Origin of the sequence: Pseudomonas sp. AD21 (genome assembly GCF_002878485.1) — a bacterium.
In the GTDB taxonomy this organism is placed as follows: Bacteria; Pseudomonadota; Gammaproteobacteria; order Pseudomonadales; family Pseudomonadaceae; genus Aquipseudomonas.
Window position 1 is genome coordinate 1 of the sequence record NZ_NQYG01000097.1, and the last position, 14,713, is coordinate 14,713.

The 14,713-nt window shown below is 65.2% G+C and carries 2 protein-coding genes; both read left to right on the top strand.

What is annotated here, in order from left to right; translation table 11 throughout:
• On the top strand, positions 1 to 191 hold a 191-nt coding region (locus tag PseAD21_RS28265), incomplete at its 5' end, for a phosphopantetheine-binding protein (protein WP_158242614.1).
• On the top strand, positions 188 to 14,713 hold a 14,526-nt coding region (locus PseAD21_RS28270), incomplete at its 3' end, for a non-ribosomal peptide synthetase (protein WP_102359006.1). The genes PseAD21_RS28265 and PseAD21_RS28270, both read left to right, overlap by 4 nt.

Genomic DNA, 14,713 nt, shown 5'->3' on the forward strand with positions numbered 1-14,713 from the left:
AACTGCTCAATGTCGAGCGGGTAGGGCGCCACGATCACTTCTTCGAACTGGGTGGTCACTCGCTGCTGGCGGTCAGTCTGATCGGCCGCCTGCGTCAGGAAGGCATGGAAGCCGATGTCAGGTCGTTGTTCGAACATCCAACCCTGGCCGGCTACGCCGCAATTACCGAACGAATGGAGATCGTCCTGTGAACGTGATCGAACTGTTGGCCACATTGAAGGCTAAAGATATCCAGCTGGCGGTCTCGGACGACCAATTGCGGGTCAACGGCAACAAGCAGGCGTTGAACGACCCGGCCTTGCTGGTGCTGCTGCGCGAGCACAAACCGGCACTGATCGAGCTGATCAAGACCGGGCAATACTCGGCCACCAAACACGGCCAGGTCGAGGTGCCGGCCAATGGCATTGTCCCGGGCACCACCCGCATCACCCCGGCGATGCTGACCCTGGTCGAACTCGACCAGGTGACCATTGACCGTCTGGTCGAGCAAGTGCCCGGCGGCGCGGCCAATGTGCAGGACATTTACCCGCTGGCGCCGCTGCAGGAAGGCATCCTTTATCACCACGCCAGTGGCGGTGAGGGCGACCCGTATGTCATGCAGTCGCACTTCGCATTTGCCAGCCGTGAGCGTTTTCAGGCGTTCGCCCAAGCGTTGCAAACGGTGATCGATCGCCACGACATCCTGCGCACTGCGGTGTTCTGGCAAGGGCTGGACGCGCCGGTGCAGGTGGTCTGGCGTCGGGCCGAACTGCCGGTGGAAGCGGTGTTGCTGCCAGACGCCGACAGCGATGTTCTGGCGTATCTGCACGAACGCTTCGACGCTCGGCACTTCCGCCTCGACGTGACTCGCGCGCCGCTGATGCGCCTGGCCCACGCCTGGGATGAGGCCGGGCAACGGGTGGTCGCCACGCTGCTGTTCCATCACATGGCCCTCGATCACTCGGCCCTCGACGTGGTGCGTCATGAAATGCGTGCCTGCCTCACCGGACAGAGTGAGTCGCTCGGACGCCCGGTGCCGTTCCGCAATTACGTGGCCCAGGCACGACTGGGCGTCAGCGAAGCCGAACACGAGGCATTTTTCCGCGACATGCTCGGCGCCATCGACGAGCCGACGCTGCCCTACGGTCTGCAAGACGTGCAGGGTGACGGCAGCCACATCGTCGAACTGAGCGTGCCGGTCGAAACGCTGCTCGGTCAGCGCTTGCGGGCGCAGGCGCGGACGCTCGGGGTCAGTGTCGCGAGCCTGTTTCACCTCGGTTGGGCGCAGGTGCTGGCGGCGCTCACCGGCAAGCAGCAGGTGGTGTTCGGCACGGTGCTGATGGGGCGCATGCAAGGTGCCGAGGCGATTGACCGCGCGTTGGGAATTTTCATCAATACCTTGCCGCTGCGGGTGGATATCGACAGCCAGGACGTGCGTGCGGCGGTCAACGCCACGCATGCACGCCTGACCACGCTGATGCGCCACGAACATGCGCCGCTGGCCCTGGCCCAGCGCTGCAGTCACGTGGTGGCGCCAACGCCGCTGTTCAGCACGCTGCTCAATTATCGCCACAGCCACAACGTCGCCAGTGCCAGTGCGCAAACCCTCGCGGCGTGGGACGGTATCTCCACGTTGCACTCCGAGGAGCGCAGCAACTATCCGCTGACCCTGAGCGTCGATGACCTCGGTGACGCGTTCAGCCTGACCCTGTTGGCCAGCACGCAAACCGATCCGCAGCGCATCTGCGACTACCTGCACTGCGCGCTGGAAAACCTCGTGCTCGCGCTGGAGCAGGCGCCGCAGACGCCGGTCAATCAACTGCCGATCCTGCCGGCGGCGGAGCTTGCGCAGGTGCTGCTCGGCTTCAATTCGACTCAGGTTGAATTCAGCAACACCCTGACCATTCACCAGCGTTTCGAGGCACGGGTGGCCGAGCGGCCTGAGGCAGTGGCGGCGGTGTGTGCCGACAGCCAATTGACCTACGCCGAACTCAACCGTCAGGCCAACGCTCTGGCGCATCACCTGATCGAACGCGGGGTGAAACCCGATGATCGAGTCGCCATCGTTGCCCGTCGCGGGCTGGACACGCTGGTCGGACTGGTGGCGATCCTCAAGGCTGGCGCCGGTTATGTGCCGATTGACCCGGCACACCCGACCGAGCGTTTGAACTACCTGCTCGGCGACAGCGCGCCGGTGGCGGTTCTGACCCAAAACAATCTGCGCGAGCGCTTGCCGGCGCTGGCCGTGCCGGTGATTGAACTCGATCGCTGCACCTGGCCGCAGGGCGTTGCGCATGACCCGCAAGTGCCTGGCCTGAACACCGCACACCTGGCCTACGTGATCTACACCTCCGGCTCCACCGGCCTGCCCAAGGGCGTGATGGTCGAGCATCATACGCTGAGCAATCTGGTCGATTGGCACTGCGCAGCGTTCGACTTGTGCGCCGGTCGCCACACTTCAAGCCTGGCCGGCTTCGGTTTCGATGCGATGGCCTGGGAAGTCTGGCCGGCGCTGTGCGCGGGCGCGACCCTGCATCTGGCGCCGACCCACGAGGGCGGCGAAGACATCGATGCGCTGCTGGCCTGGTGGTGCGCGCAGCCGCTGGACGTGAGTTTTCTGCCGACCCCGGTGGCCGAATACGCCTTCAGCCAGCACCTCGAACACCCGACCTTGCGCACGCTGCTGATCGGCGGCGATCGCTTGCGCCAGTTCAATCGCCACCAGCATTTCGACGTGATCAATAACTACGGCCCGACCGAGGCCACGGTGGTCGCGACCTCGGGGTTAGTCGAAAGCGGCGATGCGCTGCACATCGGCCAACCGGTGAGCAATGCCACCGTGTACCTGCTCGACGAGCAGCAACGCCCGGTGCCGATTGGTGTCGCTGGCGAGTTGTACGTCGGCGGTGCCGGGGTCGCCCGTGGCTACCTGAACCGCCCGGAAATGACTGCCGAGCGCTTCCTGCGTGACCCGTTCAACACGGCGCCGAACGCACGCATGTACCGCACTGGTGACCTCGCACGCTGGCGCGCGGACGGCAATATCGAGTATCTGGGGCGCAACGACGATCAGGTGAAAATCCGTGGCGTGCGCATAGAGCTGGGGGAAATCGAAACCTGCCTCAACCAGTTGCCGGGGATTCAGGAAGCGGTGCTGCTGGCCCGCGAAGACCAGCCCGGGCAGCCGCGACTGGTGGCGTACTTCACCGAACAGGCACAGGTCGAGGCGCTGCCGGTCGGCGAGTTGCGCGCGCAATTGCTCAGCCGCCTGCCGGAATACATGGTGCCGGTGGCGTTCGTCAAACTCGCCGCGTTGCCGTTGACTGCCAATGGCAAGGTCGATCGCCGAGCCTTGCCGGCGCCGGATCTGGCGGCGCTGTTCACCCGCGAATACGTGGCGCCCGAAGGCGAAGTGGAAACCGCGCTGGCGCAGATCTGGGCCGATGTGCTGCAGGTCGAGCAGGTGGGGCGTCTGGATCACTTTTTCGAACTCGGCGGCCATTCGCTGCTGGCGATGCGCATGGTCTCGCAGGTGCGGCAACGGCTCGGTGTCGAGCTGGCGCTGGGTGATCTGTTTGCCAACGCTGAACTGGCGGCGGTCGCGTTGCTGCTGAGCGCGGCCGGACGCAGTGCGCAACCGCAGATCGTGCCGGTAGCCCGTGACGGTGCCTTGCCGCTGTCGTTCGCCCAGCAGCGCCTGTGGTTCCTCGCGCAAATGGAAGGCGCCAACACCGCCTACAACATTCCCGTGGCGCTGCGCCTGCGCGGCCGCCTTGATGACGCCGCGCTGCAACGCGCACTGGCGCGCATCGTCGCCCGCCACGAAACCCTGCGCAGCCGCTTCGCCCAATTCAATGACGAAGCCCAGGTGCTGATAGCCCCGGTGGATACCGGCCTGCTGCTGCGGGTCGAAGACCTGCGCCAGCACCCGCAGCCTGACGAAACCCTGCAAGCGCTGATTCAGGGCGAAGCCTCGGGGCCGTTCGACTTGCAGGACGATCCGCTGATTCGCGGACGCCTTGTGCGGTTGGCCGACGATCACCACGTGCTGTTGCTGACCCTGCACCACATCATCTCCGATGGCTGGTCGATGGGTGTACTGACCCGCGAACTGATGGCGCTGTATCAGGCGTTCAGTCACGGTCAACCCGATCCGTTGCCGCCACTGGCACTGCAATACACCGACTACGCGGTGTGGCAGCGGCGCTGGCTCAGCGGCGAAGTGCTGCAACGCCAGAGCGAGTACTGGCAACAGACGCTCGCCGGCGCCCCGGCGCTGCTGATGTTGCCCACCGACCGACCGCGACCGGCGCAGCAGGACTATGCCGGCAGCAGCGTCGCCGTAGTGCTCGACGAACGTCTGAGCGCCGGGCTCAAAGCTTTGGGCCAGCGCCACGGCGTGACTTTGTACATGACGCTGATGAGTGCCTGGGCGATGCTCCTCAGTCGCCTGTCCGGGCAGTCGGACGTGGTGATCGGCTCGCCGGTGGCCAACCGCACCCGCGCCGAGATCGAAGGGCTGATCGGCATGTTCGTCAACACCCTGGCCTTGCGCATCGATACGTCGGGCGAACTCAGCGTCGAAGCGCTGCTGGCGCGGGTCAAGGCGCAAACCCTGCTGGCGCAGGCGCATCAGGACCTGACTTTCGAGCAAGTGGTGGAAGTCATCCGGCCAGTGCGCAGCCTGGCGCACAGCCCGGTGTTTCAGACGTTGCTGAGCTGGGACGGTCTCGAAAGCCCGGCGCTGGCCCTCGGCGAACTGACCCTGGAAGGCGTGGCCGAACCGAGCCACTTTGCCAAGTTCGACCTGTCGCTGAACCTGAGCGAGTCCAATGGCGTGATTCGCGGCTCGCTGGAATACGCCACGGCGCTGTTCGACGAAACCACGGTGCAGCGTTTTGTCGGTTACTTGCAGCGCCTGTTGCAGGCGATGGTCGCCAACGATCAGGCAGTGCTGGAACATGCGCCGCTGCTGGCGCAGGAAGAACAGCAGCGCTTGCTGGTCGAGTTCAATGCCACGGCGGTCGATTACCACCTTGAGCAGACCATTCATGGGCTGTTCGAGGCGCAGGTGCAGCGCTCGCCGCGGGCGTCAGCCGTGGTTGCCGGGGAGCTGGCGCTGACTTATGCCGAACTCAATGCCCGGGCCAATCAACTGGCGCGGCACCTGCGTGAGTTGGGCGTGCAGGCGGATTCACGGGTCGGGATCTGCGTGGAGCGTGGTCTGGACATGGTGGTCGGGCTGCTGGCGATCCTCAAGGCCGGCGGCGGTTATGTGCCGCTGGACCCGGCGTATCCGCTGGAACGTCTGGCCTACATGCTGGAGGACAGCGCGCCGCTGGCGGTGTTGGTGCAGGGTTCTACTCGTTCGTTGCTCGGCGACGTGGCGGTGCCGCTGATCGATCTGGATCAGCCGCAATGGCAAGTGCTGCCGACGGACAATTTGGCGGTCGCTGAACTGACCCCGCAGCACACCGCGTACGTGATCTACACCTCGGGCTCCACTGGCCAACCAAAAGGCGTGATCAACGAACATAGCGGGGTGGTCAACCGCCTGCTGTGGATGCAGGACGCTTATCAACTGACGGCAGCGGACACGGTGCTGCAAAAAACGCCGTTCAGCTTCGACGTCTCGGTCTGGGAGTTCTTCTGGCCATTGATGACTGGCGCACGTCTGGTCATGGCCCGGCCTGAGGGGCACAAGGATCCGCTGTATCTGAGCGAAATCATCGAGCGCGAGCACATCACCACACTGCACTTTGTACCGTCGATGCTCGACGTGTTCCTCGCCCACGCCGACACCGCACGCTGCGGCGGTTTGCGTCAGGTGATGTGCAGCGGCGAAGCGTTGCCGGGCAGCGTGGTGCGGCGCTTCAAGCAGCAACTGCCGGGCAGTGAACTGCACAACCTCTACGGCCCGACCGAGGCGGCGGTGGACGTCACGGCGTGGAACTGCGCGGGGCCGCTGGAGCAGACCCCGGACAACACGCCGATCGGCAAACCGATCGCCAACACCCGGATGTACATCCTCGATGCGCAGCAGCAACCGGTGCCGCACGGTGTGGTCGGCGAGCTGTACATCGGCGGCGTGCAGGTGGCACGCGGTTATCTGAATCGCCCGGAGTTGAGCGCCGAACGCTTCCTCGACGATCCGTTCCAGTCCAATGGACGGATGTACCGCACCGGCGACGTCGCCCGTTATCTGCCGGACGGCAATATCGAATACCTGGGCCGCAACGACGATCAAGTGAAGATCCGTGGCCTGCGCATCGAACTCGGCGAAATCCAGGCCCGCCTGACCCAGATCGACGGCGTGCAGGAAGCCGCCATGCTGGCCCGTGAAGACGTACCCGGCGACAAGCGTCTGGTGGCGTACTACACCGGCGCACGCCTGGAGGTCGACGTCCTGCGCAGCCACTTGCTGGAGCGCCTGCCGGACTACATGGTGCCTGCCGTGTTTGTGCATCTCGATGTGTTGCCACTCAGCCCCAACGGCAAACTCGACCGCAAGGCACTGCCGGCGCCGGATCTGACAGCGCTGACTGCCCGTGAATACGAAGCCCCGGTCGGCGAAGTGGAAATCATCCTCGCCCGGCTGTGGGCCGAACTGCTCAATGTCGAGCGGGTAGGGCGCCACGATCACTTCTTCGAACTCGGAGGGCACTCGCTGCTGGCGGTCAACCTGGTGGCAAAAATGCGTCGTGCCGGCCTGAGCGCCGACATTCGCGTGCTGTTCAACCAGCCGACCCTGGCGGCGCTGGCCGCTGCCGTGGGCGGTGAGCCCGAGGCTGAAGTCGCGGTCAACCTCATCACTGCAGATTGCACATGCATTACCCCTGAGCTGCTGCCATTGGTGGCGCTCGATCAGCCGAGCATTGACCGCATCGTCGCCAGCATTCCCGGCGGCGTCGCCAACGTGCAGGACATTTACCCGCTGGCGCCGCTGCAGACCGGCATCCTGTTTCATCACCTGTCCGCGGTGCAGGGTGATCCGTACGTGTTGCAGGCGCAGTTTGCGTTCGCCGCTGAACAGCGCTTGCAGGCCTTCACCCAAGCGCTGCAAAGCGTGATCCAGCGCCATGACATCCTGCGCACCTCGCTGTTCTGGGACGGGCTGAAAGACCCGGTGCAAGTGGTCTGGCGCGAGGCGCCGCTGGCTTGTGAAAGCCTTGCGCTGGACGCGGCGGACGGCGATGTACTGGAGCAATTGCGCGCTCGCTTCGACGCCGGGCATTACCGCATGGCGGTCAATCAGGCGCCGCTGATGCGCGTGGTACACGCTTGGGACGACGCCAATCAGCGCGTGGTGGCGCTGCTGCTGTTCCATCACCTGATCATGGACCACGTGGCGCTGGAGGTGCTGCAACATGAGATGCAGGCCTTCCTGGTCGGCCTGCCGCACCGTCTGGCCGAGCCGGTACCGTATCGCAATTACGTGGCGCACACCCTGTCGGGGCTGAGCGACCAGCAGCACGAAAACTTCTTCCGCGACATGCTCGGCGACGTCGACGAGCCGACCTTGCCTTACGGCCAGAATCCGCCCCACGAAGGGCTGGCCGAACAGGCCCGACTGACGCTCGACGCCACCCTGAGCCGGACCCTTCGCAGTCAGGCGCGGCGTCTGGGTGTCAGCGCCGCAAGCCTGATGCACCTGGCCTGGGCGCAGGTGCTCGGGCAATTGTCGGGCCGCGACGATGTGGTGTTCGGCACGGTATTGCTTGGCCGCTTGCAGGGCGGCGAGGGCGCCGAACGCGCGCTCGGGGTGTTCATCAACACCTTGCCGCTGCGCATCGACCTGAGCGCGCACAGCGTCAAGGGTGCGGCATTGGCGACGCATCAATTGCTGAGCCAGTTGTTGCAGCACGAACACGCGCAACTGGCGCGCATTCAGCATTGCAGCGCAATGGCGCCGACCACGCCGCTGTTCAGCACCTTGTTCAACTATCGCCACGGCGCCTCGGCGGGCGGCGGTTCTGCCGAAGCTCAAGCGGCCTGGCAGGGTATGCAATTGCTCGAAGCCGAAGAGCACAGCAACTATCGCCTGACCCTCAGTGTCGACGACTTGGGCGAAGGTTTCAGCCTGACGGCACTGGCCGGTGCCGGCATCGATGCGCAGCGCACCTGCGATTATCTGCAATGCGCCTTGTACAGCCTGGTGGAGGCGCTGGAACACGCGCCGCATCAGGGTCTGGAACGCCTGTCGATCCTGCCGGTGGCCGAGCGCGAGCAACTGTTGGTCGGGTTCAACGCGACCGGCGTCGATTACCCGCAAGGGCTGACGATTGCCCAACGCTTCGAGCAGCAGGTGGCTGAACGCCCGCAAGCGCTGGCGGCGCAGTCTGCCAGAGTCACGCTGAGTTATGCCGAGTTGAACCGCCAGGCCAACGCCTTGGCGCATCACCTGATCGCCGCGGGTGTGCAGCCTGACGATCGCGTGGCCATTGTCGCCCGCCGTGGGCTGGATACGCTGGTCGGACTGGTGGCGATTCTCAAGGCCGGCGCCGGTTACGTACCGGTCGATCCGGCACACCCAGCGGAACGCCTGGGCTATCTGCTGCAAGACAGTGCGCCGGTCGCCGTGCTGACCCAGAGCGATCTGCGCGCACGGTTGCCGGCACTGGCGGTGCCGGTGATCGATCTTGATCAGCGCCAATGGTCCAGCGACAACGTCGTCAATCCTGTGTTGCCAGCCCTGACGCCGCAGCACCTGGCCTACGTGATTTACACCTCCGGTTCCACCGGTCTGCCGAAAGGTGTGATGGTCGAGCACCACACGCTGAGCAACCTGGTGGACTGGCACTGCGAGGCCTTCGACCTGCACGCTGGCGGCCACACCTCAAGTCTGGCCGGGTTCGGTTTCGACGCGATGGCCTGGGAAGTCTGGCCGGCGTTGTGCTGTGGCGCGACGCTGCATCTGGCGCCGAGCCACGACGGCAACGAAGACATCGACGCGCTGCTCGACTGGTGGCGCGCGCAGCCGCTGGACGTGAGCTTCCTGCCGACCCCGGTGGCCGAATACGCCTTCAGTCAGGGGCTGACGCATCCAACCTTGAAAACCCTGTTGATCGGCGGCGATCGCTTGCGCCAGTTCACCCGTAACCAGGCGTTCCGGGTGATCAACAACTATGGCCCGACCGAGGCCACGGTGGTCGCGACCTCCGGCCTGATTGAGGCGGGTGGTGTCTTGCACATCGGTAAACCGCTGAGCAATGCCACGGTGTACCTGCTCGACGGGCACCAGCGTCCGGTGCCGCTGGGGGTGATGGGCGAGTTGTACGTCGGCGGGGCCGGCGTGGCCCGGGGTTACCTGAACCGGCCGGACATGACTGCCGAGCGCTTCCTGCACGACCCGTTCAGCCCCTTGCCAAATGCGCGCATGTACCGCAGCGGTGACCTTGCGCGCTGGCGCGAGGACGGCACCCTTGAATACCTCGGACGCAACGACGATCAGGTGAAAATCCGTGGCGTACGCATTGAACTGGGGGAAATTGAAACCCGCCTCAACCAGCTCCCCGGTATTCAGGACGCGGTGTTGCTGGCCCGTGAGGACGAGCCTGGCCAGCCCCGGCTGGTGGCGTATTACACCGGGCAGGGCGAACCGCTGAGCGTCGCTGAACTGCGCGAGCACCTGTCGGCGCAGTTGCCGGAGTACATGGTGCCGGCGGCGTTCGTCCGTCTCGACGCGCTGCCGCTGACTGCCAATGGCAAGGTCGATCGCAAGGCGTTGCCGAAACCCGATCTGACCGCGCTGTTCACCCGTGAGTACGCCGCGCCGCAAGGCGCACTGGAAACCGCACTGGCGCAAATCTGGGCCGACGTGCTGCACGTCGAGCGGGTCGGTCGCCATGATCACTTCTTTGAACTTGGCGGCCACTCGCTGCTGGCGATGCGCATGGTCGCGCAGGTGCGGCAACAGATGGGACTGGAACTGGTGCTGGCCGATCTGTTCGCCAACGCCGAACTGGCGGCGGTTGCCGAGTGCCTGCGCGCAGCGGAGGTCAGCAGCCAACCGCCGATCGTAGCGGTGCCGCGTGACGGTACGTTGTCCTTCGCCCAGCAACGTCTGTGGTTCCTCGCCCAGATGTCGGGCGGCAACTCGGCGTACAACATTCCGATTGGCCTGCGCTTGCGCGGGCGGCTCGATGACGAAGCGCTGCAACGCGCACTGGTGCAGATCGTCGCGCGGCACGAAACCTTGCGTAGCCGCTTCGTCAGCATCGACGATCAGGCGCAGGTGACGATTGCACCCGTCGAAAACGGCCTGCTGTTGCAGACGGAAGACCTGCGCCAGGACCCGCAGGCCGAAGCCAGCGTGCAGGCGCTGCTCGCGCAGGAAGCCGCGACCGCCTTCGATCTGCAGCACGATCCGCTGATTCGCGGGCGGCTGGTGCAAATGGCCGATGATCATCACGTGCTGTTGCTGACCGTGCATCACATCGTCGCCGACGGCTGGTCGATGGGCGTACTGACTCCCGAACTGATGGCGCTGTATCAGGCCTTCAGTCAAGGCCAGTCCGATCCGTTGCCACCGCTGGCGCTGCAATACGGTGACTACGCCGTGTGGCAACGGCGCTGGCTCAGCGGTGAAGTGCTGCAGCGCCAGAGCGATTACTGGCAGCAGACTCTCGACGGCGCGCCGGCGTTGCTGACCCTGCCCACCGACCGTCCGCGTCCGCCACAGCAGGATTTTGCCGGCAGCAGCGTCGAAGTACGGCTGGATGGGCGTATGAGCAATGGGCTCAAAGCCTTGAGTCAGCGCCACGGCGTGACCCTGTTCATGACCCTGATGAGTGCCTGGTCGCTGTTGCTGAGTCGTTTGTCCGGGCAGTCCGATGTGGTGATCGGTTCGCCGGTGGCCAACCGCACCCGGGCCGAAGTCGAAGGCCTGATCGGCATGTTCGTCAACACCCTGGCCTTGCGCATCGACACCTCGGGCGAGCCAAGCGTGGCCGCGCTGCTGGCGCGGGTCAAGGCGCAAACCCTGCAAGCCCAGGCGCATCAGGATCTGCCGTTCGAGCAAGTAGTGGAAATTGCCCGGCCGGTGCGCAGCCTGGCGCACAGCCCGCTGTTCCAGACCACGCTGAGCTGGGACAGCAACGTCGGCCCGAACCTGGCGCTCGGCGATCTGAGCCTCGAAGGCGTGGCCGCGCCGGGGCAGGTCGCCAAGTTCGATTTGACCCTGACCCTGGGCGAAGCCAACGGGGTGATTCGCGGGTCGCTGGAATACGCCACGGCGTTGTTCGATCAGGCGACCATCCAGCGTTATGTCGGCTACTTGCAGTGCGTGCTGGCGGCGATGGTCAGCGATGATCAGGCGGTGCTGGAGCGGGTGCAGTTACTCGCCGAGGATGAGCGTCAGCGCTTGCTGTGCGGGTTCAACACCACCGCGCGCGAGTACCCGCAGACGCTGACCGTGCACGGGGTATTCCAGCAGCAGGCCGCAGCCCATCCAAAGGCTGTGGCGGCGGTGCACGGCGAGCATTCGCTGAGCTACTTTGAACTGAACGCCCAGGCCAATCGCCTGGCGCACCATTTGATCAGCCAAGGCGTGCAGGCGGGCGACCCCGTGGCGATCCTGCTGCCGCGCTCGCTGGAACTGCTGGTGGCGCAACTGGCGATTGCCAAGTGCGCGGCGGCCTATGTGCCGCTGGACATCAACGCGCCGAGCGAGCGCCAGGCGTTCATGGTCGAGGACTGTCAGGCAGTGGCGCTGCTGACCCTCAGTAGCGAAGTGATCGATTACGCGGCGCCGCGCATCGACCTTGATCGCTTGAAGCTCAGCGGCCAGCCGACGCACAACCCGAACCTGCTGCAGTCCTCGGAAACGCTGGCGTACATCATGTACACCTCCGGCTCCACCGGCACGCCGAAGGGTGTGATGGTCCCGCACCGGGCCATCGGCCGGCTGGTGCTGAACAACGGTTACGCCGATTTCAACGCGCAGGACCGCGTGGTGTTCGCCTCCAATCCGGCGTTCGACGCCAGCACCATGGACATCTGGGGGCCGCTGCTCAACGGTGGGCGCGTGGTGGTGATCGATCACCCGACCTTGCTTGATCCGAATGCGTTCGGCCGTGAGTTGAGCGCCTCTGGGGCGACGGTGCTGTTCGTCACCACCGCGCTGTTCAATCAATACGTGCAGTTGATTGCGCAGGCGCTCAAGGGCTTGCGCATCTTGCTGTGCGGTGGCGAGCGCGGCGATCCGGCGGCGTTCCGCACACTGCGGGCCGAGGCGCCGCAACTGCGCATCGTGCATTGCTACGGCCCGACCGAAACCACCACCTACGCCACCACCTTCGAGGTGCTCGAAGTGGCGGAAAACGCCGAGAGCGTGCCGATTGGCGGACCGATCTCCAACACCCAGGTGTATGTGCTCGACGCGCATCAACAACCGGTGCCGATGAGCGTGACCGGCGAGTTGTACATCGGCGGGCAGGGCGTGGCGCTGGGTTATCTGAACCGCCCGGACCTGACCGCCGAGAAGTTCCTGCGTGATCCGTTCAGCGAGCGGCCAGGTGCGCTGCTGTATCGCACCGGTGACCTGGCGCGCTGGCTGGCACCGGGGCAACTCGATTGCATCGGGCGCAATGACGACCAAGTGAAGATCCGTGGTTTCCGTATCGAACTGGGAGAAATCGAGAGTCGCTTGCTCAACTGCGCCGGGGTCAAGGAAGCCGTGGTGCTGGCGCGCCGCGACGGTCAGGAAACCCTGCGTCTGGTGGCTTATTACACCGCGCACGAGCAGCCGCTGGACAGCGCCGACCTGCACGCGCAATTGCTGGCGCGGCTGCCGGAATACATGGTGCCGAGTGCGTGGGTGCAGCTTGCGGTGCTGCCGCTGAACAACAACGGCAAGATCGACCGCAAGGCGTTGCCCGCGCCGACTCAAGAGGCGCTGCTCAGCCGCGCTTATGAGCCACCGGCCAATGCGCTGGAAGCCAGTCTGGCTCGGGTCTGGGCCGACGTGCTGCAGGTTGCGCAGGTCGGTCGTCACGACAACTTCTTTGAACTGGGCGGGCATTCGCTGCTGGCGATGCGCATGTTGTCGCAGGTGCGCCAACAACTGGGGATCGAACTGGCGCTGGGCGAGCTGTTCGCCAACCCGGAACTCGCCGCCGTGGCGGACGTGCTCAGCCGTGCCGGACGCAGCACGCTGCCGGACATCCTGCCGGCGCCGCGTGATCAAGTGCTGCCGCTGTCGTTCGCCCAACAACGCCTGTGGTTCCTGGCGCAGATGGGCGGCGGTAATAGCGCCTACAACATCCCGGTCGGCCTGCGCCTGCGCGGCCGGCTCGATGAAGACGCGCTGCAACGGGCGCTGGCGCGCATCGTTGCGCGGCACGAAACCCTGCGCAGCCGGTTCCACCAGCTCGACGACGAGGCTCAGGTGCTGATCCTGCCGGTGGACAGCGGTCTGCTGCTGCGGGTCGAAGACTTGCGTGGCTATCCGCAGGCCGACGAGGCCCTGCGCCGCTTGGCCGAGGCCGAGGCCAGTGTGCCGTTCAATTTGCAGGAAGATCCGCTGCTGCGCGGGCGTCTGGTGCGGCTGGCGGACGATCACCATGTGCTGTTGCTGACCCTGCACCACATCGTCTCCGACGGTTGGTCGATGGGCGTGCTGACCCGTGAACTGGCGGCGTTGTATCAGGCGTTCAGTCACGGCCAGCCCGACCCGTTGCCGCCACTGGCGCTGCAATACACCGACTACGCGGTGTGGCAACGCCGCTGGCTCAGCGGCGAGGTGTTGCAACGCCAGAGCGATTACTGGCAACAGGCCCTGGCCGGCGCGCCGGCGTTGCTGACCCTGCCCACCGACCGCCCGCGTCCGGCGCAGCAGGACCACAGCGGTGCCAGCGTTGAAATTCAGTTGGGCGAGGCAGTGAGTAGCGGGATCAAGACCCTGTGTCAGCGCCGGGCGATGACGCCGTACATGGTGATCATGAGCGCCTGGGCGATGACCCTCAGTCGTCTGTCCGGTCAGTCCGAGGTGGTGATCGGCTCGCCGGTGGCCAACCGTACTCGCGCCGAGATCGAAGGCTTGATCGGCATGTTCGTCAACACCCTGGCCTTGCGCATCGACACCTCTGACGAGCCAAGCGGCGAGGCGTTGCTGGCGCGGGTCAAGGCGCAAACCCTGCAAGCGCAGGCGCATCAGGACTTGCCGTTCGAACAGGTGGTGGAAATCTGCAAGCCGTTGCGCAGCCTGTCCCATAGCGCGTTGTTCCAGACGCTGCTCAGTTGGGACAACAACGACGGTCCGGCGCTGACCCTGGGCGATCTGACCCTCGAAGGCGTGGCCGGGCCGAGCCGCTTCGTCAAATTCGACCTGTCGCTGACCCTCGGTGAACACCCGAGCGGGATTCGCGGGGCGCTGAACTACGCCACGGCGCTGTTCGACGAAGCGACCATTCGCCGCTTCGTCGGTTACTTCCAGCAACTGCTGGCAGCGCTGGTCAACGATGATCAGGTGGTGCTGGCGCAGGTGCCGTTGCTGGCGGCGGATGAGCGTCAGCGTTTGCTGGTGGACTTCAACGCGACGCAAGTCGATTGCCCGCTGGAGCAGCCGCTGCACGGGTTGTTCGAAGCACAAGTGCGACGCAGACCGGATGCTGTCGCCGTGCAGACCGGTGAGCGCAGCCTGAGTTATCGCGAACTCAACGAACGCGCCAATCGTCTGGCCCATCACCTGCGTGAACTCGGGGTGCAGCCGGATGCGCGAGTGGCGATCTGCGTC